The following is a 26,882-nucleotide window of genomic DNA, read 5'->3' on the forward strand; positions in this document are numbered from 1 at the left end:
ATGAATACCCACAACATGAAAATGGACTTTGACGGACTGCGGGTTCTCGTCACGGCTGGAGCTGCGGGCATCGGCCTGGCGATCGCTCAAGAGTTCAGGAACCATGGCGCACAAGTCTTCGTTACGGATATCAATCCTGAAGCAGTGCGTGCCGCCGCGTCGGCGGGTTTTGCCGCCGCCGTGAGCGACGTGTCGAATGAAGATCAGGTGCGTGGATTGCCCGATCAGATCCAGCAATCTCTAGGGGGACTGGACGTCCTGGTGAATAATGCCGGAATCGCCGGTCCTACCGGGCCTATCGAGACTCTTGAATCCGAAGATTGGAAGACGACTTTCGATATTAATGTCCACGGACAATTCTTCTGCATCAAGCACTTGCTCCCGTTGCTGCGCCAGTCCACCCGCGGATCCATCATCAACTTGTCCTCGGCCGCTGGCCGTCTGGGCATGGCAGGTCGCAGTCCGTACTCGGCATCGAAATGGGCAGTGATCGGGCTGACCAAGACGCTTGCCATCGAGCTCGGCGGTGAAGGAATCAGGGTCAATGCCATCTGCCCGGGGGCAGTCAATGGCCCGCGCATCCAAGCCGTCATCGAGGCGAAGGCGCGAATGCTCCAGCGTCCGGTGGACGAAGTCTCCGATCTGTACCACGCGCAGTCATCACTCAACAAGCTGGTCGAGGCCGAGGACATCGCCAATATGGCGGTGTTCCTGGCCAGCCCGATGGCACTTCGGATCAACGGCCAGGCCATGGCAGTCGATGGCAACACCGAGAAACTGTACTAGGAAGGCGTATTGTGAAAAACAAGCGAAAAGTCATCATTACCAGCGCTGTCACCGGCGCTATCCATACCCCCAGCATGTCGCCGCACCTGCCGGTGAGCGCCGATGAGATTGCCGAAGCTGCGCTTGGCGCCGCCAAGGCTGGCGCGGCCATAGTCCACATGCACGCGCGTGATCCCAAGGACGGCCGCCCATCTCAGGATCCCAAGCATTTCGAACCGATCTTGGAGAAGCTCAAGAACGGCACCGACGCGATCGTCAACATCACCACCGGTGGCTCCCCGCATATGACCGTCGAAGAACGCATGCTTCCGGTGGCAACCTTCGAACCTGAACTCGCTTCGCTCAATATGGGATCAATGAATTTCGGACTGTATCCCATGCTTGACCGGTTCACGGAGTTCGAACACGATTGGGAACGAGAAGGCCTGGAAAAATCACGGGATCTGGTCTTCAAGAACACCTTTGCCGATATCCAGAGGATCCTAGAAATCGGTAACGCCAATGACACCCGGTTCGAATTCGAATGCTACGATATTTCCCACCTAAATAACCTGAGTCACTTCCACCAGCACGGCCTGGCCCGTGGCCCGCTTTTCGTGCAGTCGGTTTTCGGTCTGCTCGGCGGCATCGGGGCGCATCCGGAAGACTTGATGCATATGCGCCGCACGGCTGACCGCCTGCTGGGAGAGAACTACGAATGGTCCATCCTCGGTGCAGGCAAGAACCAGATGCCGTTAGCTACCATTGGAGCGGCCATAGGATCGCATGTACGTGTTGGGCTGGAAGATTCCTTGTGGATCGGACCGGGGCAGCTCGCCGCTTCCAATGCCGAGCAAGTGACCCGTATCCGGACCATACTGGAAGCACTGAATTTCGAGGTCGCGACTCCCGAGGAAGCCCGGGAGATGCTGGAGCTCAAGGGGCGCGACAAAGTCGGTTTCTAGGCGCCAAATGCCTTCGGCCTGAATAGCAGCACAAAATCAAACAGACTCGAGGCTCCATCTGTCCTGCCCCATGCAGGCATAGATGGAGCCTTGTTTTGTCCTAGTCCCAGTTTGACGCCGCGCATTGGCGCGCGCCGTGGCGTATCCAATCCCACTAGAACATCGCGGGACTCGCTCGCCGCGGCCACGTAGACTTGTTCGATGGCGGCGCTTCCCTGCGCGTGCGGGAAACCTCGCGCCAATGCGCCGGTGACGGAAGGACAATCAGTACATGGGCCAGCCAGCCAACCTGAAGAAGCAAACCCGACAGCGTATGGAACGCACGGGGGAGAGCTACACCACCGCGCGCAAGAACATCTTGGCCGGCAAGCCTGAAAGTCCTCGGGCTGCCCGCGCTGCCGCCGCACGCGACTATGCCAAGGAAGCACGCGACAAGGCCAAGGCCCAGGAGCAGAAGGGCAAGAACGCTACGGCTGCCGCACCGGCCGATGAGCTGCCTGAATACCCGGCCCCAGAAGATGTCGTGCAGTATGACGCCGCACTGTGGCACCGCGTCTTGGTCCAGGCTGGCGTCATCAACAAGCACACCGGCCAGCCACTGAGCCAGGCCCTGCTGTCTGGCCTTGCCGGCGGTATCGGTTTCATGGCCTTCACCCATGAGGGCGCGGAAGAAACCGCAGTCACCCTGGTGACCCGCCACAACCCTGAGCCCTACACCCAGAATCTGCTGGCCCGCTGCGGTGCCACGGTTACCGAACGCACTACCGGCTCAGCCGAACGCGCCGTGGAATACATGGACGCCGCACTGGATGCAGGGCGAGCGGTCGTGGTCCGCGTAGCCATCAGCGCACTGCCATGGATTGATGGCAACACCGTTGACGAAGCCGAGACCCTGGATCTGGTAGTAGTCGGCGAGCACAAGAAGAACCTGCTGGTTGATGACGGATCAGGAGCCCTGAACCTGATCAGCCCCAAGGAGCTGGCCATCGCTCGCGCCATGCGCAAGAAGGAAAAACACTGGCAGGCATGGATCCCATCCTCGCGCTCGCCGAAGGGCCCAACCTTGGCAGCTAATGCTGTTGAAGCCATTGAAGAAACCACCGCACGATTGCTGGGTACCAGCGAGCTTTCCGGGGTTCCAGTGCACTTCGCCAAGAACTTCGGCATCACCGGAATGCACACCCTGGCTGCACGTCTGCGCGATACCGAAGCCAAGACCGGATGGACCCAGATCTTCGCCAGCCAGCAAGCACTGGCCAGCGGCCTGAACCAGCTTGCCGGCTTCTTCTCGGACACGCGTTTCAGCGGCGAAGGTGCCTTGCGCGGCCTGTACTCGGACTTCCTTGCCGAGGCTGCAGAACTTCCAGGCCTCTCGGCCTTGGCAGCGCACGTAGATGCCTACCAGCAGCTGAGCTCCCAATGGGATCAGTTTGCCGATCTCATTGATCCAGAGATCGATTTCGTCAAACGCGCTGAGCACTTCGCAGTCCTGGCTGATGCGATTGAGCGTCTGGCACAGGCAGAGGAGCAAGCAGCTACCGCCCTGGCAGCGACTGCCCAGGCCTTGTCGGTCAAGGCTGGCAAGTAAACCTAGCTCAACAAAAGCCCTGCCAGCGGGTGATCTTACTCACCGGCTGGCAGGGCTTTGTGCCACCCAAGTGCCAGCAGTTCCATTAACTGCTGCCACTGGCAAGTGAACATGGAACAAAGCCAGGAGAGCATCAAAAGCGGGAATATCGTGGAATCTTGGTAACCTAGTTAGGTGAGTAACGAGATTGAGATCGGCCGCGGCAAGCGGGCAACTAAGGCATATTCCCTGGACGACGTAGCGATCGTACCGAATCGCCGTACCCGTGATCCGAAGGACGTTTCGGTGTCCTGGCAGATCGACGCCTTCCAGTTCGACACCCCCATCCTGGGCGCACCTATGGATTCGGTGACCTCCCCGGCTACCGCAATCGCACTGGGCAAGCTCGGCGGCCTGGGCGTGCTGAACCTCGAAGGGCTGTGGACCCGCTACGAGAACCCGGAAGCAGTACTGGCAGAAATCGCCGGTCTGAAGTCCGAGTCGGCAACCCGCAACGACCCGAAGATCACCGCAAAGCTGCAGGAACTGTACTCGGCTCCAATCCAGCCTGAGCTGATCAGCTCGCGCATCGCCGAGATCCGCGACTCCGGAGTAGTTGTCGCCGGCTCGCTGACCCCGCAGCGCACCCAGGAGCACTACAAGACCGTCATTGCCGCCGGCGTGGACATCTTTGTCATCCGCGGCACCACCGTTTCGGCCGAGCACGTCTCGAAGACCACCGAACCGCTGAACCTCAAGCAGTTCATCTATGAACTCGACGTCCCAGTGATCGTTGGCGGCGCAGCCGGCTACACCCCTGCCATGCACCTGATGCGCACCGGCGCAGCTGGCGTGCTGGTTGGCTTCGGTGGCGGCGCATCCTCGACCACCCGCCGCACCTTGGGCATCCACGCACCAATGGCAACCGCAATTGCTGACGTTGCAGCTGCACGCCGCGACTACATCGAAGAATCCGGCGGACGTTACGTACACGTCATTGCCGATGGCGGCATGGGCAACTCCGGCGACATCGTCAAGGCCATCGCCATGGGCGCCGACGCGGTCATGCTCGGCACCGCACTGGCACGTGCCGAAGAAGCACCAGGCGCCGGCTACCACTGGGGCATGGAAGCTGTCCACGAGGCCAGCCCACGTGGCGACCGTGCCAAGATCGGCACCGTCGGTTCCCTGGAGAAGGTCCTTCACGGCCCATCGCATGAAACCAATGGCACCTCGAACCTGGTTGGCGCGCTGCGCCGCTCGATGGCCACCACCGGCTACTCGACCTTGAAGGAATTCCAGCGCGTAGACGTTGTGCTTTCCCCATACGAATCTGATCGCTTCTAAAGCATCTGGCTCTGGCCTCGCCCTCCAAATGGAGGACGGGGCCAGTGCCGGTTAAGCGCCCGGTCTCAACGAATGGGCAAGCAAGTTGGTTCCATGGGTGCCAAATAGGGCGGCAGGGCTAATCTCACGCCCCACGCATTTCGAGTTCTACGCCAAATAGAAGTACCGTTAGAGTGTGTTTAAAACCGCCCTGAAGCTCAAATGGATCGGCGCACTCATAGCTGCGCTAGCTCTCGCCACCGGATTCGTTCTCCTCTCCGGCTGGCAGTTCGGCATCTCAGAAACCGAGCCACCGGTCAAGATCGATAAGACCGAGAAGCCGGTTGCACTGATTGAGCATCAGGAAGTCGGCAAGGAACTGTTGGGCACCAAGGCAGACCAGATCGTCACCATGGAGGGCGAATTCGTCCCCGGAACTGATCAGCTGGTCGCCCCGCGACTGCAAGATGACCAGCGCGGTGTCTGGGTGCTGACCGAATTCAAGGTCGAGGGCGCAGCCCAGGAGGCAGGCGTTGCCGTAGTGCGCGGCTGGCAGCCAGAAGCCACCAAGCCCGCTGCAGCCCCAGAAGGCGAACTGGAAATCACCGGCCGCCTGCTGCCTAGCGAAGGCCCGGAATTCCGCGAGGACCTGCGCAGCGCCACCCTGCCCACCGTCGCATCGGCACAGCTGGCCAATATCTGGGACTCAGTACTCTATGAAGGTTTTGTCACCGCTCACGAAATCACCACCGCCAAGGGCGAGGCAGTAGAACAGCCTGGCCTGGAGTCCGTGATTGTCGGACCGCAGCCGCAAGAAGGCCAGATCAACTGGCTGAACGTCTTCTACGGCCTGGAATGGGTTCTCTTCGCAGGCTTCGCCATCTTCCTCTGGTACCGGATGGTGCGCGATGATTACCAGCGAGACCTCGATGAAATCGCTGAGCGCGCCGCCGAGGCCCGACGCAAGAACGGGAACGCCACCGAGCCTGGCAACAGCAACGAATAGCATTTCACGCAAACCGTACTTCTTACCGAAATCGGAAGGAACCACCAACGATGTCCAGCACCACCCCGGCACCGAAGCCCCGGAAATTCGGCGGCACCCCTAAGCAGATCCGTGCAGCCGCAACCTTCTACAAGGTCTTCGCTTACATCACCGGTGTGATGCTGCTGCTGCTCGTACTGGAAATGATCTTCAAGTACTTCTGGTCCCTGGAGCTGTTCGTAGGCGGCACCCTGGTGGATGGCACCGCAAACGCCATTGGCATGTACAACCGCGCCGAGGTAGCCGGGGGATTGAACCTCTCCTTGGGCATCCTGATTGCCCACGGCTGGCTGTATGTCGTGTACCTGTTCGCTGACTTCCGCCTCTGGTCCCTGATGCGTTGGCCATTCATGCGCTTCATTACCATTGCATTGGGCGGCGTGGTTCCATTCCTATCCTTCTATACCGAAGCCAAGGTCCATGCAGAAGTAGACCGCGAGCTGGCCGCGCATCCAAAGGCCGCTAAGCGCTACTAGCATTTAGCTTCTTTGACTTCCAGAAGGGCGGATCAGTTCACCATAAATGAACTGATCCGCCCTTTATTTCTGCCATAAATCCACTAGGTGACGCTGATGACACCACCTTGGCTGTTTCGCGCGGGGCGAACCGCGTAGACTAGTACGGTGACTACAGCTCCCCTAAATCCAGAACATAAGCCGGTTCTGGTCGTCGACTACGGGGCCCAATACGCGCAGCTTATCGCTCGCCGCGTACGTGAGGCCCGTGTGTACTCGGAGATCGTTCCGCACACCCTGTCCACCGAAGCCATTTTGGCCAAGAACCCTGCAGCGATCATCCTTTCCGGTGGTCCTTCCAGTGTTTACGCCGACGGCGCCCCATCCGTTGGGGCCGACCTGTTTGAAGCCGGCGTGCCGGTCTTGGGCATCTGCTACGGCTTCCAAGCCATGGCCAATGCCTTGGGCGGAACCGTGTCGGAAACCGGCCTGCGCGAGTACGGCCGCACCGCAACCACCTTTGATGGCGAAGCACGCTCCATCCTGGCAGGCGCCGCACAGGCTCCTACCGTTTGGATGAGCCACGGCGATGCCGTCTCCAAGGCCCCAGAAGGCTTTGAAGTACTGGCAACCACCGCCGGCGCTCCAGTTGCCGCTTTCGCCAATGAGGCCAAGCGCCTGTACGGCGTGCAGTGGCACCCAGAGGTCAAGCACTGCGAGTACGGCCAGGATGTTCTGGAGAACTTCCTGTACAACGGTGCAGGCCTGAAGGGCGACTGGACCGCTGACAACATCGCTGACGAGCAGATCGAGCGCATCCGCGCCCAGGTCGGCACCGGCAAGGCCATCTGCGGACTGTCCGGCGGCGTTGACTCCGCTGTTGCAGCTGCCCTGGTGCAGCGCGCCATCGGTGACCAGCTCACCTGCGTGTTCGTCAACCACGGCCTGCTGCGCGAGGGCGAAGCCGAGCAGGTTGAAAAGGACTTCGTAGCTTCCACCGGCGCCAAGCTGTACATTGCCGACGAGCGCGAACGCTTCCTGACCGCTCTGGACGGTGTCACCGATCCGGAGACCAAGCGCAAGATCATCGGCCGCGAATTCATCCGCGCCTTCGAAGCAGCAGAAGCAGCAATCATCGCTGAAGCCGCTTCCGAGGGCGAACCGGTGAAGTTCCTGGTACAGGGCACCTTGTACCCGGACATCGTCGAGTCCGGCGGCGGCGAAGGCACCTCGAACATCAAGAGCCACCACAACGTGGGCGGCTTGCCAGAGGACCTGCAGTTCGAACTGGTTGAACCACTGCGTACCCTGTTCAAGGATGAAGTACGTGCCGTGGGCCGCGAACTGGGCTTGCCTGAAGAAATCGTTGGCCGCCAGCCATTCCCCGGCCCAGGCCTGGGTATCCGTATCATCGGCGCCGTCAACGAAGAACGCCTGTCCATCCTGCGCAAGGCTGACGCGATCGCTCGCGCCGAGCTGACCGCTGCAGGCCTGGATGACGAAGTTTGGCAGATGCCAGTAGTGCTGCTCGCTGACGTGCGCTCGGTAGGCGTACAGGGCGATCACCGCACCTACGGCCACCCGATCGTGCTGCGTCCGGTTTCCTCCGAGGATGCCATGACCGCTGACTGGTCGCACCTGCCATACGATCTGCTCTCGAAGATCTCCAACCGCATCACCAATGAGGTAGATGGGGTGAACCGCGTGGTGCTGGACGTAACCTCCAAGCCACCTGGAACCATCGAGTGGGAGTAAATCCCTAGTTGAAACCGCCCTCCGCTTAGGCAACTAAGCTGAGGGCGGTTTTTTCTTCGCCCTCGAAGGTTACCTGTATGTTTCGTGTGAATTTTACAAAAATACCCTGAATGATATTTAATCGCTACGGAGAAACTTGAAAGTTTTTGTAACGACTTGGCGACCCTTTGTGCATTGCGTTGCTCTGTAATGCAATTTTCATCTTTCTTTAATTTCACTCACGTTGACATTCACGAACCAAATGGGGGTTTCAAGTGGCTAAGGAAAAAGTTAAGAAGCCGTTTTATAAAAAATGGTGGATCTGGGCAATTGTTGTCGTCGTAATTTTTGCATTCGCTCAGAGCGGTGGCGACTCTGAAACCACTGCAAGCACTTCGGCAGACTCCCAGCCATCGGCAAAGGCGGAAGTTGCGGCCAAGGAAGATGCTCCTGAAAAGCAAGAACCTGCCAAAGAGGAAGTCGCTGAAGAGAAGTCGTACAAGATCGGCGACAAGGTAGTTGTTGGCGATATGGAATACGTCATCAATGGCAAGGAGACCGCCGCAGCGGTCGGTCCGGCGGCTTTCCCGACTAAGGCAAGCGGCAAATTCGTCCTCATCGATGTCACTTTGAAGAATAACGGTAACGAAGCAGTGACTGTTGATTCGAGCTTCTTCAAACTGCAGCAGGGCGAAAAGACTTTTGAAGCCGACACGACTGGCAGTATGTATGCCAATCAGGGCGATGACGGAATTGACAACAGCTTCTTCCTACAGGAAGTGAACCCAGATTCTGAAATTACCGGCAAGGTCGCATTCGACGTTTCGAAAAAAATTGCAGATTCCAAGGAATTGCAGCTCCAGGTTCAGACTGGTTTCTGGGGCACCGAAACTGGAATTGTTGACCTGAACTAATTGCTTGGTCCTCACGATGCGTTGTGCGCACACCTAGACAGTGGCGTGGCGAGCATCATGAGTTGAAGCGGAACTGTCGCGCGGAATGGCGACAGGTTCCGCTTCATGCGCTTAAAACGCGTTTCGCGCCCTCGTTCTTGAGCCTTGGTGCACTAACTTGGAAAGAGGCGTATCTGTACCAGTGGTGCGCCCGATTTTGGTCGGTTCAGTGAAGGGAATGACTGTCGTGACTAGTGGACAGAATGCTGCCGCCGAGCGTGTAGCTGCCTGGGTGAAATCCCTGGGGCAAAGTGCCGGTGCGGACACCACCCTGCGATTTGCACCGTCGACCTCCAATAGCATCGACATCACCCATGCCAACCCTTCGGGATTGGCCCAGTTCCTTGCCGGACGGCGTACCCGCTTATCCACCCTGCTGCATGACGCGGACCAATACGCGACCGCGCGCCGCACGGCCCGCGCGCTGGCAGCCAAGATCAGCGAACTGTGGGAAGAACGCGGCATCGACGTCGGCTACCTGGCCGCCGGTGTCGCCAACTGGCGTGCAGTCCATGAAGGCAGGAGCGAGCCAGTCTCGGCTCCGATCATGCTCGGACGCATCACCCTGACCAAGCATGTAGATGCCGATGACTATGATCTTCAGCTGGTTGGCCGTGCCACCGTATCCCCGGCCTTCGTCCGCCAGTTCGAGGCAGACCACAACTCCAAGGTCGACGTTGACGCTGTTGACGCGGCTGCCTATTCCATTGCCCGCTTTGATCCGGTGCGCGGCATGGACGCACTTCGCCACCAGATGGCCGAGGTTCCCGGCGTAGTTGTTGGGCACCGGCTGCTGCTGTCCACCTTCTCTGAACTGATGGACCCAGCCGACCCCGCCAAGCTCTCCGGCTCCCACCCGGTGATCGAAGCCTTGATCCGCCACGACACTGCTGAGAAGCAGGTTGTAAACAGCCCAAGCAGCAAGACTGCCGAGGCTCTGGCCAACCTCGTGGCATCCAAGCCAGGAGCAAGCAGGGTTGAGGAAGCCAAGCCGGCGGCCGCCAAGGCAGAAGATGCCAAGAGCGAGGATGCCAATGCGGACTCCGATGACCCGAAGAAGCAGGGTGAAGAAGCACCTGCCGCAGAGGCTGCTGAAACCAAGGGCCATGAAGGCTCCGGTTCCCGGCTGAGCCGCGTGAAGAACATCTTGAAGGAGACCGCACGCTCGCGCAAGCAGAGCATTGCATCCGAAGAAACTGCTGCCCGCAAGGTGCACACCGGCAACTCCACCATTGCCAAATCTTCTGATGACCGCGATCCAGAAGATGAACTGTTCTTGCTGGACGCTGATGAGTCCCAGTCAAAGATGCTTGACTACATTGCGGCCGGTGAGTCCGTAGCGATCAGCGCCGCCGCCGGCACTGGTGCCACCCAGACCGCACTGAACGCCGCTGCACTGCTGGCAGCCCAGGGCAAGCGCGTATTGGTGGTTGCAGAACAGCGTTCGGCCGCTGAAGAATTCGTGGCTCGCTTCAACGAGCACCTTGATTCAGGCAGCATGCTGCTGGAACCCAATGAGGATCCAGACGCACTGCGCGCCATGATGACCAAAGCCATTTTGCGCAACGAGCGTGCCACTGAACCGCAGCTGGGTTCCATGTTCAAGCGCCTGCGCGAATCCCGCCACGCACTGCACGAACACGTGAAGTCCCTGCATTCGGTCCGCAGCCGCTGGGGATGCTCGCCATACCAAGCCATGCAGGAGCTGGCACGCCTCTCCGCCCTGGAACAGGCTCCATCCACCACCGTGCGCCTGAAGCGTTCGGTGCTGGACTCCATGGGCCAGCGCGGACACGTCGCCGCGCAGCTCAAGCGTGCAGCCCAGCTTGGTGCGTTCTCCAAGGAACACACCACCAGCCCATGGCACGGTGCACCGCTGCGCAATACCGAGGCCACCGAAAAGGCACTGAATCTGGCCAGCGGCCTGGGCCGTGACCTGCCGATCCTGCATGAGCACATGCTGCAGATCGCCGAGCGTTCACAGATCCGCCTGGAAGAAAGCTACGACAAGTGGGGAGACCAGCTGCAGTTGCTGGTCGCCGTACGCGGGTCGCTGGATAAGTTCGAGGCTGACATCTTTGAAGGCGATATCGATGATTTGATCGCCGCGACCGCTACCAGCGCTTGGCGCCGCGAGCACGGCGTGGAAATGGGCTCCATTGTCCGTTCCCGCCTGCGCAAAATTGCCAAGGAATATGTGCGTCCGGGCATGCACGTCGCTGACCTGCAGTCCGCACTGCAGGCCGTATCCGTGCAGCGCGATGCGTGGCGTGCCATCGCCACGAGCCAGCGCAACCCACAGGTCCCAGGCGGCCTGCTCGATGTTGAAGCCGGCTACCACGATGCCGGAGCACGCATCGACAAGCTGGCCGAAATGCTGCCACCTTCGGTGGGTTCGCGCCTGCGCGAAATGCCAATCAAGGAACTGCTGGCAATGATCGCTGCCCTGGTTGAGCGGCGCGAAGATCTGCGCGAGCTGCCGGAGCGCACCCTGATCGCTGAACAGCTGGCTGAAGCCGGACTGGGCGACCTGCTTGATGACTTCGCCGATCGTGAGATTGACGCTGATCAGGTAGACAGCGAATTGGAACTCGCCTGGTGGCAGTCAGTCCTGGACGCCATGATTTCCGGGGATGACTTCCTGGCCATGAACGATGGCTCCAAGCTGGAGAAGATCGAGGCTGACTACCGTCTGGCTGACGGCGCGCACATCGCCGCCGGTCCACAGCGTATCCGCTGGGCACTGGCCAAGAACTGGAAGGCTGCACTGGCTGACCACCGCGCCGGCTCCCGCGCACTGCGCGAGATGCTCAAGGGCGGTACCCCGAGCATCGCCGGGCTGCTGGATCTTGGTGCACCGCTGGCTAATTCGCTGACCCCGGTCATCGTCTCGGCTCCACTGCTGCTGGGCAGCGCCGTGCCAGAGGACGCGAAGTTCGATGCCGTGATCCTCTTGGAAGCCAACTACCTGACCCTGCGCGAGGTCTTGGATGCGATTCGCCGCTCCGACCAGGTCATCGCCATCGGTGATGAAATGCTGGGCGGACCGAAGCGCTTTGAAGTATCCGTGGATCCAACCGCACGCATTCGCGAGCAGGGCGTGGACCGTTCTGCACTGGAAGCCTTGAACCAGGTGCTGGTCACCGGTTCGCTGTCCACCGTCTACCGCGGCATCGACGAGGGCCTGGTAGAGCAGCTGTCCAACACCTACTACGACGCAGCGCTCTCACGCTTGCCAATGGCGGTGAACCTCACCGGCAACTCCTCGCTGCTGCGCAGCGAATACGTGCCTGATGCCACCGGCTCGCTCTCCAGCAGTGAAGATGGCGTGCAGACCACTGCCGCTGAGGTAGCACGCGTGGTGGACCTGGTCTTCGCGCACTTCAAGAACCACAGTGGGGAATCGCTGTCGGTCATCGCCTCGAACCGCAGCCACGCCTCGGCCATTGCTGAAGCGATCCGTGTCCAGCTGCCAAACCACAAGTACGCGATGGAATACCTGCGCTCCAAGCGCGAACCATTCGTGGTCACCACCATGGACCGGTTGATCGGCCTGCGCCGCGACGCGGTCATCTTCGCCTGGGGCTACGGACGTACGCCGCACGGCAAGACCCTGCACGAATTCGGTGCACTGTCCCGCGAAGGCGGCGAACAGCTGTTCGTTGCCGCGATGACCCGCTCGCGCAGCCGCATGACCCTGGTCTCCAGCTTGCTGCCAGAAGACGTGGACCTGAATCGTGTCTACCGTGGCGCCCGCCAGTTCTTCGAACTGTTCGGCCGGGTAGAAGCAGGGGACTCCGGTGTCAGCTCGATGCGCAACCCGCGCTTTGATCCACTGGTTTCGGACTTGGCTCGCCGACTGCGCGAAAGCGGCGCAATTGTCTCCGAGGACTACCGCGGTGTGCTGGATCTGTCGGCTCACGCCTACGACTCGGCCAACAGCGGTATCCGTCCACTGGCTGTGGTCTATGACGGAACCGAGCACTACGCCGGGTTGACCGTGCGTGAACGCAGCCGCCTGCGCCCGGAATTCTTCGAGAAGCACGGCTGGCGTTATGTTCCGCTGTGGACCATCGATGTCTTCACCGATCCAGGTGCGGTCACCGGCCGTCTGGCTCATGCGTTGGGACTGAAGAAGTCTGCACCGCAGACCGCGTCGTCGACTCGAACCGGTGTGGCCGCAGCCCCTCCGGTCTCGGCCCGCGAGGTCACCACCGAACCAGAAGCCCCAAAGGAAAAGTCCAAGCTGCTGAAGTCAGCCAAGTCGCGTCTGGAACCTAAGTCGGAAAGCAAGGCTGAAACTGCCGTGGCTCCAAGCGAAGCCAAAGCTGAATCCGATGCTCAGGCCAAGGACGACGCCCATGTAAAGGACAGCGCGCAGCAGCCGCTTACTCCAGCGCCGGTGCCGGCTACCAGCAAGACGAATGATCCGGAGCCAAAGAAGTAATGACTTCTGAGCAAGAACCAACGCGCGGTCGCCGCAAGCGACCGCGCGTTGTCGCACCCCCGCAGCATCTGACTGCTCGCGTTGAACTCACCGGCAGCTATGCTCCGGTGCCGCATTCAAAATCGGTAGACCGCGCCTTAGCCGGCGGGCAATCCGGGGATTCATCGGCTGAAGCGGTCGCGGCTCGCGCCAAGAAGCGCGCCACCGATCCGCTGGCGGAATTGCTGGCCAAAGACCAGGACCCGCGCAACTGGGGCGAAGCCAAGGAAGACTTGGCAGAGATGATGAAGCGCGAGAAGCCACCGCACTGGGGATAGCGCTAATTCACCAAGACGGCTGACACCTTGCCTCGCGATACCGCGCCGGCAAGGTCATCAGAAAGGCTGCTGGCCGCCGCGACCACAACAATTCCCTCACCGGATTGCCTCGTGCCGCTGAGCATGCCGAATTCAGAAGTGCTGGCATTATCCGGAACCCAGAGCACCGGGACAGCCTTGGCAATGGTTTCCGAATTGATCTGCTTCTCAAAACCATCGCCGGTGGTCAACACAATATCCACCAGCTGTCCGGGATGGAGCAAGGTCACAGTTGCCGGATCGCTGAGCCGCAAGGGAACAGCAACTGTGCCTTGCGGTGAACCAGCCAACAGCTGCGGACCCACCAAGGAATAGCTGCGCAAGACCGTTCCGGCAGGAAGCGCTACCGCGGCCCGTTGCCCCGACACCGGTTCTAGGCTTTCAAAGACTTCAGCATCTTGAGGATCCAGCCGCACGGTTTGCACCGCCAACTGGTTGGAAGTTATTTGGGATCCAGCAGGAATATCGCTGATCGCCACAACGACTTCACGTTGGGACAGCTGTCCGGAAGAAAACACATTGAGCATTCCGGCCAAAGCCATCAAGGCGCAGGCTATAGCCAGTGGCTTGCGGTATCGCCGCAGCAGCTCATTGCGATTGCGTACCGGCCTGATCTTCGGCTTGGGAATCACCGGGGGACGGGCAGTGGCATGGGGCCTGGAAAAATAGCTCATGACCCCATGCAACCCCCAGGCCTTTGACAAGATCATCGCTGGGCGACGGACTGTGGGTAAATCAGATGATCTGATGCACCTGCTGCGGGGTGAACACCAGATCTACTGGCTGGTCATGCGCATCAACGTCGAAGGTGCCGGCAGCGACGAATTCATGTTCATAAACCACAGCGGCCACGCGTACCGGCGCATCTGCAATCAGTGGCAGGAAACGGTCATAGTAGCCACCGCCCTGGCCTAGGCGCAGGCCGTTTGAATCAATGGATAGTGCTGGCATGATCAGTGTATTGATCTGTTCGAAAAGTTCTGTGCCTGCTTTTTCGCCTACCGGTTCCATGACCGGGGCCATGGTGCTTGGCTGGAACTCCATGCCGGGGGAGTACTCAACCCACGACAGTGCGTAGCCCGGTTCGCACACCGGCAGATACACTTCAATGCCTTCAGAAATCAGAGCCGCTAGGAGCGGCTCTGTGGACGGCTCATCGGGTGCCGAACAGTAGGCCGCAACTTTCTGCACGACTCCGGTGCTTTGGCTCAGGTAGCCAATCACCGTCTGTGCCAGCTCTTGGCCCAATTGCTCGCGTTTATCCGTGTCGAGGTTCCGGCGCCAGGTGCGCACAGCGGCACGCGCGCTCTTCTTATCGCAGCTGTGGTTCTGATCAGCAGTGAGGTCCATGACTACAGCTTACGCAATAGAAACGAAACGCTGCTGGCTTGCGCTGTTGCCACTACTGAGCGCGTGGAAGTAATACGATGTGCACATGTTCTTCTCTCGTCGGGCCAAGCATCTGGTTCCGGATTTAGTCTCGGACCGATTGCTGTTGCGCCAGTTGGCCGCGCGTGATGAAGCCGAGTGGATCAACCTGCGCTACGCCAATTCCAAGTGGCTGAAACCGTGGGATCCCACCAGCCCTATGGGACCGCCAGCGGCGATCACCTTCCGGGAGATGCTCAAGGCCAAGGATGAAGCGGCAGTCGAGGGCAGCGGCTACTCGTGGGCGCTGGCGCTTCCGCAGCTGCACCAGTCACAGCCGCCCTTGATCGGGCAGGTCTCTGTTTCCTCGGTGCAATACGGTGCTGCGCGGACGGCGTCGATTGGCTACTGGATTGACCGCAACCATGCCGGGTTCGGCCTGATGCCGGAGGCCTGCGCCCTGGTTGTCGATCATTGCTTCGAGCAGTTGCAGCTGCATCGGTTGGAAATCAACATCCGGCCGGAGAATGCGGCGAGCCTGCGCGTGGTGGATAAGCTCGGTTTCCGTGATGAAGGACTGCGCAAAGGCTATCTGCACATCGATGGGCAGTGGCGCGACCACCGGACCTTTGCCTTGAACCGTGAAGAGCTGAAAACTACGATGCTCGAACACATCTACGAACACTGAGGCTGATTCCGACCCGAATCGATCAATCAAGCTCTGATATGAGAGAACTGGATTGAAAACTTGCGGACACGCCATGAGATGTGCGTGAGCCCGTCGCCAAGGTTGCATAGTGTTGATTCGAAGGAACCGTATTTAGTTCCATAAGGATTTGACCGACCCAATCGGTGATGGAGGACCCACATGGCTGGCACGTCACAGAGCGTTGCGCAGGAAAGCGCTGCGGCCAAACTCAAGATTCGTGTGCGCTATGGCCGTTTGTCAGTCGCGCTCGTTGGCGCCTTGGCTGTTATCGCAACCGTAGTCGGCCTGGTCCTGGCTCCCTTCACTGCTTTGGCCTTCGGAACCGTTGGACTATTTGCACTCGTTGCCGTTGCTTCCTTCGCCACCCTGCGTGGCCTGGCTGTACGCGACCGTAACCGCAAGCTGCTTGAGCATCTTGAAGCTACCCGCCAGCAGGCACTGCAGACTCCGGCCTTTGACGACGCCGCCAACCAGGTCATCTCGCGCAAGCGTGAAGATGATGAGGTCTTCGACGCTCGTCCGGGTTCTTCCCGCCGTGCTCCGGCAATCACTGCCGAAGAATTGCGTGCCGAAGCACTTCGCGTGGCCCACGGCCATGGCGGAGTCAAGCAGCCAGTCACCTGGGAACCAACCCGCGTGCCAAAGCCAACCTACGTGGAAGCCAGCGAGCGTATCGCCAAGACCGCGCAGGCAGCTGCTGAGCAGGGTGCCAAGACCAACCACAAGCCGGCTCTGCCAGTGCAGGAACCTTTGCGTCCTAGCAAGCAGATCAGCTTGAAGGCTTCGGAGGATGCCAAGCGCTTGGCCACCGAGGTTTCGGCCGAAGATCGTGCAGCAGTCGCATCGGTTGCTGCCAAGCGTTCCGAGAGTGCCCCAGCAGCCAAGGAAAGCGTTCCGGCTGCAACCGTTGCTCCAGAAGCAGAACCCGTGGTTACCGCAGGCACCAAGCCTCGCTTGAACCTGGATGCAGTGATGCAGCGCCGCCGCGCATAAGAATTTCACGTACAAAGACTTGTGGCCCGGATCCTTTTCAAGGATCCGGGCCACAAGTCTTTTGGAGCACGATTAGCTGATCATGTCATCGAACGGCAGCGGGCCGCGGTTGCCATGATGGTGTGCAAAGACCAAGGTGGTTTCGGTGTGGCCTACCGACTCGTCGGTGGCCAGGTTATCCAGCACCCAGTCGCGCAATGCGTCGGTGGAACCAACTGCGATATGCAGCAGGTAGTCCGTGCCACCGGAAACGTGGAACATGGACAATACTTCTGGCAGCTGCGGAATGCGCTGCACGAAGGTATCGATCTTCTCGCGGTCGTGGGCACGCAGCTTGACCGAAATCAGGGCCTGCACGGTGCGTCCAACGGCGCCCAATGAAACCTCGGCATGGTAGCCGGTGAGGATTCCGCGCTCGACAAGTGAACGGGTGCGCAAGAGGGCAGTGGACGGTGCGATGCCTGCACGTTGGGCGAGCGTGGCATTGGAGATGCGCGCATTGGAGACTAATTCGTCGATGATGATTCGATCGATTTCGTCCAGATCGACGTTTGATGAAAGCTCTGATTGCTGGGCCATAAGAATATTTCATCATATTCGGAGAGCATCAGTGGGATCTTTGGAAGAAAAATCGCGCTATGCCGTTCGCGTGCGAGCAAATAAACGGTGAACAAACCGATATATTGGGGATATGACACGTCGTTCAGAGCATACCGGTGAATCCTTCGATACCAGGCTGGCAGCCTATTGCTTGGTAGAAAATGAAGGAAAAGTACTGCTCACGCTTTGGGACATGCGTCATCGGGATCCGCGCTTCACCCCGCGCTGGTCCTTGCCCGGTGGCGGAATCGATCTGGGCGAGCCTATCGAAGAAGGCGCCCGCCGCGAGGTCTATGAAGAGACCGGCTACGCGGTGGATGATTTGAAGCTCTTGGACGTAACCACCGGAGTCATTCCCGGTTCCAAGCGCTACTCCGGAGAAGGACATCCCATGCAGACCGTGGCAGTGACCTACCGGGCTAAACTGACCGGGGGAGAACTGCGCCATGAGGTCAACGGTTCTACCAGCCAGGCTGCCTGGTTCACCCGTGAAGAGATTGCCAAGTTGAACTGCATTGAGCGCGTAGAGAGCATTTTGCGACTGACCGCACCAGGCAAGTAACGGCAGAACGCCAGTGAACTGCCCTAGAATCAATAGGGACATGAACTTGCGAAACACACTTACCCTTGGCGCGCTCAGCGCAACCTTGATGCTCACTTTGTCTGCTTGCACTACGGAAGCAACGCCCATCGCAGAGCCAAGCCAAGAGATCACCTTGAAGATCGCAGTCGGCTCGCAGCCAGCCGATCAGGCTCTGGCGCAGGTCTATGCCAATGCGCTGAAGGCCGAGGGCCACCAGGTGAAGCTGAACAAGCCCACCGGCAACCCGTACGCGCAGGTCATTGAAGGACAAGCCGATTTGGCAGCAGACCAAGCAGGCAAGGCTCTGTCATTGGCTGCAGATCCTGCTGCCATCACCGGTGAAGACCAGAAGCTCAGTGCCGAGGAAGCCAAGAACCTGCGCGATGCCATCAATGACGGGGACCAGAAGGTCACTGCGCTGGCGCTGAGCGAGGCTGATGCCGGGATGCTCTTGGCCATGAGCCAGGCCCAGGCGACCTTGCACAAGGTGGATTCGCTTGAAACCCTGATTGCGGCCTGCGAAGACCTCAAATTCATCAGTGATGAAGCCAGTGCGGCCACCCTGCATGCATCGCTGGAGGAAGCTGGCTGCCAGAAGCCCCAGATCTCAGAATCAAAGCCGGAAGACTTGGCAGCCAAGCTGCGTACCTCGGTCGATAGCGCAGTGGTGCTCAGCTCAGCTGATCCGGTGATCTCCGATGAAGGCTTCTACAGTGTTCCGGGCACCGCCGCCTTCTTCAACGCCCAGCCCTACATGGTGCTGGCCGATGCCGACGTGGATGACAAGGCTCGTGCCGCCGTGGACAAGATCACCGGAGAATTATCCCAGCAGTCCCTGGTGGACCTCAAGCGCATGGTTGGCAATGCAGATCCGCTGAGCCCAGCGGAAGCGGCAACCCGCTGGGAATGGATCATCGAAGAGTAGGCTGAAGCCGGCTCTCCCAAGATTTCGGCCGTTGCCCATAGCGGCCGAGTAATAAGGTGTGTCGATCGCACCTGACGTGAGAAAGTGTAATCATGGCAGAATTCAAACAATCAACGAAACTGCACAACGTCCTCTATGACATCCGCGGCCCGCTGCTAGAGCACGCCCAGCGCATGGAATCTGAAGGACATCGCATCCTGAAGCTGAATATCGGCAATCCCGCGCCGTTCGGCTTCGAGGCGCCAGACGCGGTGCTCGTTGACATGATTCGCAACCTGCCAAACGCCCAGGGCTATTCCGACTCCCGCGGCATCCTCTCGGCACGCACCGCCGTCTCGCAGTACTACCAGACCCGCGGCATCCAGACCATTGGCGTGGATGACGTTTACCTGGGCAATGGCGTGTCCGAGCTGATCACCCTCTCGCTGAACGCCCTGCTGAACAACGGCGACGAGATCCTGATCCCTGCCCCGGACTACCCGCTGTGGACCGCCTCGGTGTCGCTGGCTGGCGGCACTCCGGTGCATTACCTGAACACCGAAGAAGAGGGTTGGCTTCCAGATCTTGAGGATATGGCAGCCAAGATCACCGATCGCACCAAGGGCATCGTACTGATCAACCCGAACAACCCCACCGGTGCGGTGTACCCGAAGCAGACTCTGGAAGGGATCCTGGAGCTTGCCCGCAAGCACAACCTGATTGTCTTCTCCGACGAGATCTACGAAAAGATCCTCTACGAAGATGCAGAGCACATCAACACCGCATCACTGGCCGATGACGTGCTGATCCTGACCTTCTCGGGACTCTCCAAGGCCTACCGCGTGTGCGGCTTCCGCTCCGGCTGGATGGCCATCTCCGGCCCGAAGCACCAGGCGAAGGACTACATCGAGGGCATCAACCTGCTGACCAACATGCGCCTGTGCGCCAATGTTCCCGGCCAGCACGCCATCCAGACCGCTCTGGGCGGCTACCAGTCGATCAATGACCTGATCCTGCCAGGCGGACGCCTGCTGGAGCAGCGCGATGCTGCCTACAACCTGTTGACCGCCATTCCCGGCGTGAGCGTGCAAAAGGCCAAGGGCGCGCTGTACATGTTCCCGAAGCTTGATCCCGAGGTCTACCCGATCCACAACGACGAGACCTTCGCGTTGGAACTGCTCAAGGCCCAGAAGATCCTGATTTCCCAGGGCACCGCCTTCAACTGGGTCCGTCCAGACCACTTCCGTCTGGTCACCTTGCCCAATGTGCGGGACTTGACCGACGCGGTAGGACGCATTGGACAGTTCCTGGCGGACTGGCGCGCCCGCGCCTAAGCCACACGCTGCTTTGCCGGCCCGGAATCATTAGGTTGATTCCGGGCCGGTTTTGTGTTGAAAGACCAGTAATAATCCAGCGGTGTTGGAGTGCTACCAGGCCGAGATCCACCTAGACAGCTCCATAACGATCCGTGGTTCTGAAGACGCGAATTCCTTAGGGAACAACAAGTACGATTCTTCCTGCGCAGCAGTGCGAGCCCTCTTCTCAGGGGTTAGCTGGGACAGTAGGCTGGCAACTACGTAGAGCATGACCTTGAACAACGCTTGAGGAGTTTTTGATGAGCGCTTATCCTGCCAGCCTGATCCAAGCGCTGCGTGCCGAGCCAGGGCTGAAACTCTCTGACAGGGCAACCAAGAACCCTGCCTGGTGGCCCAAGGACGCACCCGGCGATAAGAACGCGGCCGAGAAGCGCCTGGAAGAATTGGCGCCGTTGCTTTCAGATCTGCAAGAACAGCTTTTCGCCGCATCAGTTTCCGGAGGCCAAGCCCCGGCGGTCCTGCTGATATTGCAGGGAATGGATACCGCCGGAAAGGGCGGCATTGTCCGCCACGTGCTGGGCATGCTGGATCCGCAGGGCGTGGAGCATCATGCTTTCAAAGCTCCGAATAAAGAAGAAGCCGCCCATGATTTCCTCTGGCGCATCACCAAGGAATTGCCGGCCGGGGGACTGGTGGGTGTCTTTGACCGCTCGCACTACGAAGATGTGCTGGTCGCCAAGGTCAAGGGCTTCGCGTCTCCAGAGGTCATTGAATCCAGATACGGGAAGATTGTCGACTTTGAAAAACAGCTGATTGAGCAGAATATTCACCCCATCAAGGTGATGCTGCATATCAGCCGCGAAGAGCAGTACGAACGTCTCTCAGAGCGGTTGGAACGCACCGACAAGCATTGGAAATACTCTCCCGGGGATGTGGATGACCGTTTGTTGTGGGACGGCTACCAGTCAGCCTATGAGACCGCGATCAACCGTACCGACAACCAGAGCGCACCGTGGAATATCGTTCCGGCGGATCAGAAATGGAAGGCGCGGTTGTGCGTTGCCGAACTGTTGCTGGCCACCCTTGAACGCATTGCTCCAGAGTGGCCCGAGGCCACTTTTGATGTAGTGAAAGAGAAAGCGCGGCTGGAGGCTGCGAAATAGCTCGCAGCCAAGTGCAATGACTACTGGCCTGAGGCCTCGTTGTGATTGGCGCGTGCCTGCTCCAGGCGCTGGGAGACTCCGTTGAGCCAGTTCTCGCAGTGAGCTGCCAGCACTTCGCCGCGTTCCCATAGGGCCAGCGAGGCTTCCAATGCCACGCCACCTGTTTCCAGCTGGTTCACTACGGTCAGCAGTTCTTCGCGAGCCTGCTCGTAGGAAAGCTTGGCAATATCTTCAGGGATCTGTGCAGTCATGATTACTCCAGGTCAGTGATGGGCGTGCTTAGTTGGCGTTCTGGCCGGCGGGAATTGATTCAAGGGTCTGTGCAACCAGCTGGCCGGAAGCCACACGGATGAACAGCTTGCTCTCAGCTGGAGCTTGGGCGGCTTCTCGCACAATGCTTCCGTCTTCAAGCTGGGTCACCGAGTATCCACGGTCCAAGGTTTGCTGCGGAGACAGTGCACGCATCTGATTCTTCAGATGACTGATTTCGTCACTGGCGCGCATCACCCGGTGTCGCAGCAAATCGGTGGAACGCTGCTTCCAGCGTTCCAGATCTTCGGCACGGCTCGTGACCATGACCTGCGGATTGGACAGCACCGGGCGTTCGCGTACCGAGGCGAGCAGCTGGGCCTCGCGCTGGAGCAAATTGTTGATGGAGCGGTCCAACCGGTTGCGCGCCATCTCCAGGCCAGCGAATTCTTCATTCAGATCCGGGACGATTCGCTTGGCTGCGTCGGTCGGTGTAGAAGCACGCAGATCAGCTACGTCATCCAAGATGGGGCGGTCTGCCTCGTGGCCAATAGCCGAGACAACCGGGGTCGAGGCGGCAAAGACCGCGCGCACCAGATCTTCATTGGAAAACGGCAGCAGATCCTCTAGGGCGCCACCGCCGCGGGCGATGACGATGACATCGATTTCCGGATCGGCATCCAGCTTCTGCAAGGCGGCGATCACTTGGTTGGCTGCATCCATGCCCTGGACTGCGGTATTGATGACCTTGAATTGCACTGACGGCCAGCGCAGCGTCGCGTTGCGCAACACGTCCTTTTCGGCGTCCGAATCACGTCCGGTAATCAGGCCGATACGATGGGGAAGAACCGGCAACGGGCGCTTGTGCTCAGGGGAGAAGAGGCCTTCTGCCCCCAGCGCCTGGCGCAGGCGTTCAAGGCGTACCAGAAGCTCGCCTAGTCCAACTGGACGCAGGTCGCTTGCATTCAAGGACAATCTGCCGGTCTTGGCGTAGAAGCTCGGTTTGACCTGGGCAACCACCCGCGAGCCCACCTGCGGGGTGGAATCCAGCTTGCGCATGGTCGAGGCCCAGATGGTGACCGAGAAGGAGAAATCCGCATCCACATCGCGCAGGGTGAGATAGGCATGCCCATTGCGCACATTGGCTTCGAGCAGCTGGCCTTCGACCCAAACCACGGGTGAGTTCTCAATGTGGATTTTCAGCTTCTCGGAAAGCAAACGCAACGGCCAAGGATTATCCGCGGTGGTCTGCCCGGCGGTCGCCGGCAAACTGGCAGGGGAGTTCGAATCCATTCGCCGCTCCTTAAAAGCTGGTTGATACGCGACGTTGTGCATCTCGCGCACTTGTGACGCTACACCAACAAACGGACAGAATCAGGTATTTTTCTTCGCTCCAGCTCCAAGGAAACCTACTCAGAGGTAGAACTCACAGCGAATAGGGCGTGCTTCAGCTCATATGAGCATGCGCTAACTTGCATGCACTTCGTAGACTAGAGGTATGGCTACTTCCACTTCTACTACGGTCTCGCTGTCAATGCCTCGGATCCCGCGGGTGCGGCGCACCCCGGCCGAGATTGCTGCCGCCTCCCCGACGGTCATCGAGCGCAAGGTTTTGCTTGCTGCTCCTCGCGGCTACTGCGCAGGAGTGGACCGTGCGGTGGTTGCTGTTGAAAAGGCCCTGGAGCACTACGGCCCACCGGTCTATGTGCGCAAGCAGATCGTGCACAACCTGCACGTGGTCTCCGAGCTGGAGTCCCGCGGCGCGATCTTCGTTGAGGAAAACGAGGAAGTGCCCGAAGGCGCACTGGTGGTCTTCTCCGCCCACGGCGTCTCCCCGGCAGTGGTGCAGTCCGCAGCGGACCGCAACCTGCAGACCATCGATGCCACCTGCCCGCTGGTCACCAAGGTGCACCGCGAAGCCGTGCGCTTCGCCAAGAATGACTATGAGATCCTGCTGATCGGCCACGAAGGTCACGAAGAGGTCGAAGGCACCTACGGCGAGGCCCCGGAAGTCACCACCATCGTGAACAACCCGGAAGAAGCCGACACCGTCCAGGTGAAGAACCCGGACAAGCTGATCTGGCTCTCGCAGACCACCCTAAGCGTGGACGAGACCATGGAAACCGTGCGCCGTCTGCGCAAGCGCTTCCCGAACCTGCAGGATCCGCCAAGCGATGACATCTGCTACGCGACCACCAACCGCCAGGCTGCGATCAAGACCATCGCGCCGCAGTCGGATCTGGTAATCGTGGTTGGCTCGGCCAACTCCTCGAACTCGGTGCGCCTGGTCGAGGTGGCACTGGATCACGGTGCCAAGGCTTCCTACCGCGTGGACTTCGCCAACGAGGTGGACGAGGCCTGGTTCGAGGGAGTTTCCACCGTAGGCGTGACCTCCGGCGCTTCGGTGCCAGAGGTCCTGGTCCGCGAAGTGGTAGCCCTGCTGGCAGAGTACGGCTTCACCGACGTTTCCGAGGTCACCACCGCGCAGGAAGACATCATCTTCTCGCTGCCCAAGGAGATCCGCGGCAAGCTCAAGGAAGCTGGCGACGAGGAACGTGCCCTGGGTGGGCACGCCCGCCCATAGCCCTGATCTGTCAATAAGAATTCAAGCGCCAGTACACCATTGCGCGCTCATCACTAGTAAAAGGTAGAATTTCCTCCTGTGGCTCTTACTATCGGAATCGTCGGACTGCCCAACGTCGGCAAGTCCACCATGTTCAACGCGCTGACCCGTGCCCAGGTGCTGGCAGCCAACTACCCGTTCGCAACCATTGAACCTAACGTGGGTGTCGTGCCGTTGCCTGACTCGCGCCTGAAGGTGCTCGCCGGAATCTTCGGTTCCGAGCGCATCTTGCCAGCGACCGTGTCCTTCGTGGATATCGCCGGCATCGTCAAGGGTGCTTCGGAAGGTGAAGGCCTGGGCAACAAGTTCCTGGCCACCATCCGCGAAGCGGATGCGATCTGCCAGGTAACCCGTGCGTTCGTGAACGATGACGTGATCCACGTGAACGGCAAGGTGGACCCTGCTTCGGACATCGAGACCATCGCCACCGAACTGATCCTGGCTGACCTGCAGACCATCGAGAACCAGCTGCCTCGCCTGGAGAAGGAACTGCGCACCAAGAAGATCGAGAAGTCCTTCCTGGATGCAGTGCTGGCAGCGCAGAAGATCCTCGAAGAGGGCATCACCCTGTTCGCCGCGGCGAAGACCAAGGGTGTTGACCTTGAAGAGCTGGCGCCGATGCAGCTGATGACCACCAAGCCATTCATCTACGTGTTCAACACCGATGAGGCTGGTCTGGCCGATGCCGAGATGCAGGCCAAGCTCTCCGCGCTGGTTGCTCCAGCCGAGGCGATCTTCCTGGACGCCCAGTTCGAATCCGAGCTCGCCGAGCTGGAAGAGGACGAAGCCGAGGAAATGATGGAAGACGCCGGCATCGAAGAGTCCGGCTTGGACAAGCTGGCCCGCGTCGGCTTCGACACCCTGGGCCTGCAGACCTACCTGACCGCTGGCCCGAAGGAATCGCGTGCCTGGACCGTTCGAAAGGGTGCCACCGCGCCTGAGGCGGCCGGCGTAATCCACACCGACTTCCAGCGTGGCTTCATCAAGGCCGAGGTCATCGGCTTTGAAGACCTCGTTGCCGCCGGTTCGGTGGCTAACGCCAAGTCTGCGGGCAAGGCCCGCATTGAAGGCAAGGACTACATCATGAAGGACGGCGACGTCGTGGAGTTCCGCTTCAACGTCTAATCCTGATTAGCTTTGGCGCCCTCGGTTTCTTATGGAAACCGGGGGCGTTTTTACATGCGCGCGAGGGCCTTCCGCGTATTAAGAAGGACTGCCGAGATATATGGCAGAAACGGATGTTGCACGGCTCGTGTGGCCTCTGGCAGATACCGAACTGAACGAATGGGACCCAGAGCGCGTCGCTGGTTATCGCGGTCAATCGATCATGTTCCGGATCATGCACAGCAGCGATGCTATCTTGTTGATCCCTTCAGGTAGGACTTGAACAAGTCGTACAATCGATTCACGGTCTCCGTAACCTTGTCCCAATTCCGAAACCAACAGAGCGACTATATTGCGGCCGCGCAGCGAGAGCCTATCGAAATCTCTTCGCGTGGCGCAGGTCGTCGCGCTGTCGTTGTATCACCAGAGTTCTATGACCGTGCCCTGCAGGCTTTGGAAGACCAAGCCGACGTCCGCGCCGCTGCGGATGCTCGCAAAGAGCCCCAAAGTCCTTTTGAAGACTTAATGGAAAAGATCGGGCTCTAGCCTCAAACTGAGAAGACGTACAGGATCACGATCGCGCTGGAGCTGATAGGACCTTTCGTGGGCTTCACCCGCAAATTGATGCACGACTGAAGGATGTGCTGAAGATGTCGAACTCGTCGACTATCACTGAGAAGTGGGCTCCCATTCACCCGGGCGAAGTCCTGATGGAGGACTTTATCAATGGCTTCGGAATCACTCAGAACAAATTGGCAGTGTCGATTGGTGTGCCGCCGCGGCGCATCAACGAGATCGTCCATGGAAAACGTGCGATCACGGCCGACACTGCGCTTCGTCTAGGTCGCTATTTCGGTATTGACCCGCAGTTCTGGTTGAACCTGCAGTCGCACTACGAGTTGGAGCTCGCAGAGGATCGAGTGGCCTAGCAAATCGCGGCTATCACCCCGCCACAGGTCGCGTGACTCATCTGTCGATCGCAGTCGTCGCGCATAGCGCGCTGACGCTCGGAAATGTCAATGATTATTTCCGATGCCTCGCAGCAACTGCCGGCAGATGTATGAATGGTGAACTGCAGGCTGGGACATGAATCGAATAGGAATAAATGAGAAGACTCAGCAAAACCACCTGGCGGCGCATCGCGGTTTATCTTGGGGTCTCGATTGCGGGATTGGCCCTATTCATTGCAGCTTATTGCCTGATTTCAGGCAGAACCCTGATCGAAGCACTCGATAGCTTCTGGATCGCGTTGGCGATTGCTCTAGCTACGGCCGCTACCAGTGCAGTACGAGACCAGCGAAAAGACGCGCAGACCGAGGCAGGCGAGCAGGAGCTCTAGCAGCTTTTCCTTTGGCAAATTCAGTTCGAAGGCTTGGTAGCGATGCCGTCCAGCCACAGAACAGCTGAGTCGTCATTGTGCATGCCGCCGGATCCGACGTGTTTGCTGGAGATGTTCGGTCCCTTCTGGATGACATGGACCAGCGCCATGCCGTGGCCCCGGCCCAGTTGGTAGTCCTCCTTGAGCCAATCCAAGATCTCCGCTGCTTTGACACCTTCTTGGCCAAGTCCTTTTTCGCGGGCAATCTCCAGCAGCTGGCGGGGCGTGAGCCCGGTCTTCTTTTCTATCGTGTCCAAATAAGCTTGGAAAGACATGGCT

The 26,882-nt window shown here is 59.4% G+C and carries 27 protein-coding genes; 21 read left to right on the forward strand and 6 right to left on the reverse strand.

Translation table 11 applies throughout. The features are described 5' to 3' along the window. From AB4Y71_RS04060 to AB4Y71_RS04105, 10 genes are all read left to right on the forward strand, one after another. The gene (locus AB4Y71_RS04060) at positions 1-786 is read left to right on the forward strand and encodes an SDR family oxidoreductase (RefSeq protein ID WP_441718115.1); all 786 of its coding nucleotides are present in this window, start codon (positions 1-3) and stop codon (positions 784-786) included. 11 nt (positions 787-797) lie between these two features. Beyond that, on the forward strand, positions 798-1,730 hold the full coding sequence (locus AB4Y71_RS04065; protein WP_441718118.1) for a 3-keto-5-aminohexanoate cleavage protein: 933 nt from the start codon (positions 798-800) through the stop codon (positions 1,728-1,730). Positions 1,731-2,001: 271 nt separating this feature from the next. Beyond that, positions 2,002-3,318, forward strand: a complete 1,317-nt coding sequence (locus AB4Y71_RS04070) for a BtrH N-terminal domain-containing protein (protein WP_441718121.1) — start codon at positions 2,002-2,004, stop codon at positions 3,316-3,318. 174 nt (positions 3,319-3,492) lie between these two features. Then, positions 3,493-4,644, forward strand: a complete 1,152-nt coding sequence (locus tag AB4Y71_RS04075) for a GuaB3 family IMP dehydrogenase-related protein (protein ID WP_013349601.1) — start codon at positions 3,493-3,495, stop codon at positions 4,642-4,644. Between the two features lie 175 nt (positions 4,645-4,819). Then, entirely contained in the window at positions 4,820-5,629 is an 810-nt protein-coding gene (locus AB4Y71_RS04080; protein ID WP_441718123.1) for an SURF1 family cytochrome oxidase biogenesis protein, read from the forward strand. 50 nt (positions 5,630-5,679) lie between these two features. After that, positions 5,680-6,144: a DUF3817 domain-containing protein gene (locus AB4Y71_RS04085; protein ID WP_013349599.1), complete on the forward strand. Its 465-nt coding sequence runs from the start codon at positions 5,680-5,682 to the stop codon at positions 6,142-6,144. 147 nt (positions 6,145-6,291) lie between these two features. Then, a complete protein-coding gene (gene guaA / locus AB4Y71_RS04090; RefSeq protein ID WP_013349598.1) occupies positions 6,292-7,878 on the forward strand; it encodes a glutamine-hydrolyzing GMP synthase in 1,587 nt (528 codons plus the stop codon). A 254-nt stretch (positions 7,879-8,132) separates the two neighbouring features. Beyond that, entirely contained in the window at positions 8,133-8,771 is a 639-nt protein-coding gene (locus tag AB4Y71_RS04095) for a DUF4352 domain-containing protein (protein ID WP_441718126.1), read from the forward strand. A gap of 217 nt (positions 8,772-8,988) precedes the next feature. Next, entirely contained in the window at positions 8,989-13,257 is a 4,269-nt protein-coding gene (locus tag AB4Y71_RS04100) for a DNA helicase (RefSeq protein ID WP_441718129.1), read from the forward strand. Next, a complete protein-coding gene (locus tag AB4Y71_RS04105) occupies positions 13,257-13,574 on the forward strand; it encodes a hypothetical protein (protein WP_013349595.1) in 318 nt (105 codons plus the stop codon). Before AB4Y71_RS04100 ends, AB4Y71_RS04105 begins: the two co-directional genes overlap by 1 nt. 2 nt (positions 13,575-13,576) lie before the next feature. Here AB4Y71_RS04105 and AB4Y71_RS04110 read toward each other — a convergent pair whose 3' ends face one another. Then, positions 13,577-14,287 (reverse strand): RcpC/CpaB family pilus assembly protein, encoded by a 711-nt coding sequence (locus AB4Y71_RS04110; protein ID WP_441718131.1) that lies wholly within the window; start codon positions 14,285-14,287, stop codon positions 13,577-13,579. Positions 14,288-14,348: 61 nt separating this feature from the next. Further along, positions 14,349-14,963 (reverse strand): 5-formyltetrahydrofolate cyclo-ligase, encoded by a 615-nt coding sequence (locus AB4Y71_RS04115; protein ID WP_013349593.1) that lies wholly within the window; start codon positions 14,961-14,963, stop codon positions 14,349-14,351. Between the two features lie 85 nt (positions 14,964-15,048). Here AB4Y71_RS04115 and AB4Y71_RS04120 point away from each other — a divergent pair, with 85 nt between their 5' ends. Further along, positions 15,049-15,669, forward strand: a complete 621-nt coding sequence (locus AB4Y71_RS04120; RefSeq protein ID WP_013349592.1) for a GNAT family N-acetyltransferase — start codon at positions 15,049-15,051, stop codon at positions 15,667-15,669. A 180-nt stretch (positions 15,670-15,849) separates the two neighbouring features. Next, the gene (locus tag AB4Y71_RS04125) at positions 15,850-16,683 is read left to right on the forward strand and encodes a hypothetical protein (RefSeq protein ID WP_441718133.1); all 834 of its coding nucleotides are present in this window, start codon (positions 15,850-15,852) and stop codon (positions 16,681-16,683) included. Between the two features lie 72 nt (positions 16,684-16,755). On the opposite strand, the gene AB4Y71_RS04130 is transcribed toward AB4Y71_RS04125, so the two are convergent. Beyond that, entirely contained in the window at positions 16,756-17,262 is a 507-nt protein-coding gene (locus AB4Y71_RS04130; protein WP_193058247.1) for an Lrp/AsnC family transcriptional regulator, read from the reverse strand. A gap of 112 nt (positions 17,263-17,374) precedes the next feature. On the opposite strand from AB4Y71_RS04130, the gene AB4Y71_RS04135 reads away from it, so the two are divergent. The 4 genes from AB4Y71_RS04135 to AB4Y71_RS04150 all read left to right on the forward strand — a co-directional run bounded on the left by AB4Y71_RS04135 (position 17,375) and on the right by AB4Y71_RS04150 (position 21,249). Next, positions 17,375-17,845: an NUDIX hydrolase gene (locus AB4Y71_RS04135; RefSeq protein WP_134779770.1), complete on the forward strand. Its 471-nt coding sequence runs from the start codon at positions 17,375-17,377 to the stop codon at positions 17,843-17,845. Positions 17,846-17,885: 40 nt separating this feature from the next. After that, on the forward strand, positions 17,886-18,791 hold the full coding sequence (locus AB4Y71_RS04140) for a hypothetical protein (protein WP_441718136.1): 906 nt from the start codon (positions 17,886-17,888) through the stop codon (positions 18,789-18,791). 92 nt (positions 18,792-18,883) lie between these two features. Then, on the forward strand, positions 18,884-20,104 hold the full coding sequence (locus AB4Y71_RS04145; RefSeq protein ID WP_013349587.1) for a pyridoxal phosphate-dependent aminotransferase: 1,221 nt from the start codon (positions 18,884-18,886) through the stop codon (positions 20,102-20,104). 281 nt (positions 20,105-20,385) lie between these two features. Continuing rightward, the gene (locus AB4Y71_RS04150) at positions 20,386-21,249 is read left to right on the forward strand and encodes a PPK2 family polyphosphate kinase (protein WP_441718137.1); all 864 of its coding nucleotides are present in this window, start codon (positions 20,386-20,388) and stop codon (positions 21,247-21,249) included. A gap of 20 nt (positions 21,250-21,269) precedes the next feature. Here AB4Y71_RS04150 and AB4Y71_RS04155 read toward each other — a convergent pair whose 3' ends face one another. Then, entirely contained in the window at positions 21,270-21,500 is a 231-nt protein-coding gene (locus tag AB4Y71_RS04155; RefSeq protein ID WP_441718140.1) for an exodeoxyribonuclease VII small subunit, read from the reverse strand. Positions 21,501-21,528: 28 nt separating this feature from the next. After that, positions 21,529-22,791, reverse strand: coding sequence for an exodeoxyribonuclease VII large subunit (xseA, locus tag AB4Y71_RS04160; protein WP_102597380.1), 1,263 nt, complete (start codon positions 22,789-22,791; stop codon positions 21,529-21,531). Between the two features lie 205 nt (positions 22,792-22,996). On the opposite strand from xseA, the gene AB4Y71_RS04165 reads away from it, so the two are divergent. The 5 genes from AB4Y71_RS04165 (at position 22,997) to AB4Y71_RS04185 (ending at position 26,564) form a co-directional block, all read left to right on the forward strand. After that, positions 22,997-24,082 (forward strand): 4-hydroxy-3-methylbut-2-enyl diphosphate reductase, encoded by a 1,086-nt coding sequence (locus AB4Y71_RS04165; protein ID WP_441718143.1) that lies wholly within the window; start codon positions 22,997-22,999, stop codon positions 24,080-24,082. 78 nt (positions 24,083-24,160) lie between these two features. Further along, positions 24,161-25,246: a redox-regulated ATPase YchF gene (gene ychF / locus AB4Y71_RS04170; protein ID WP_441718146.1), complete on the forward strand. Its 1,086-nt coding sequence runs from the start codon at positions 24,161-24,163 to the stop codon at positions 25,244-25,246. A gap of 297 nt (positions 25,247-25,543) precedes the next feature. After that, positions 25,544-25,771 (forward strand): type II toxin-antitoxin system prevent-host-death family antitoxin, encoded by a 228-nt coding sequence (locus tag AB4Y71_RS04175; protein WP_441718501.1) that lies wholly within the window; start codon positions 25,544-25,546, stop codon positions 25,769-25,771. 104 nt (positions 25,772-25,875) lie between these two features. Further along, the gene (locus AB4Y71_RS04180; RefSeq protein WP_441718148.1) at positions 25,876-26,154 is read left to right on the forward strand and encodes a HigA family addiction module antitoxin; all 279 of its coding nucleotides are present in this window, start codon (positions 25,876-25,878) and stop codon (positions 26,152-26,154) included. 176 nt (positions 26,155-26,330) lie between these two features. Then, positions 26,331-26,564: a hypothetical protein gene (locus AB4Y71_RS04185; RefSeq protein ID WP_441718151.1), complete on the forward strand. Its 234-nt coding sequence runs from the start codon at positions 26,331-26,333 to the stop codon at positions 26,562-26,564. Positions 26,565-26,584: 20 nt separating this feature from the next. Here the strand turns inward: AB4Y71_RS04185 and AB4Y71_RS04190 are convergent, their stop codons facing one another. After that, positions 26,585-26,878 carry a DUF4287 domain-containing protein gene (locus tag AB4Y71_RS04190; protein WP_013349572.1) on the reverse strand — a complete coding sequence of 98 codons (294 nt, stop codon included), beginning with the start codon at positions 26,876-26,878 and terminating at the stop codon, positions 26,585-26,587. Positions 26,879-26,882: the final 4 nt, after the last annotated feature.

This window comes from Glutamicibacter sp. MCAF14 (assembly GCF_052114325.1).
Classification (GTDB): domain Bacteria; phylum Actinomycetota; class Actinomycetes; order Actinomycetales; family Micrococcaceae; genus Glutamicibacter; species Glutamicibacter arilaitensis.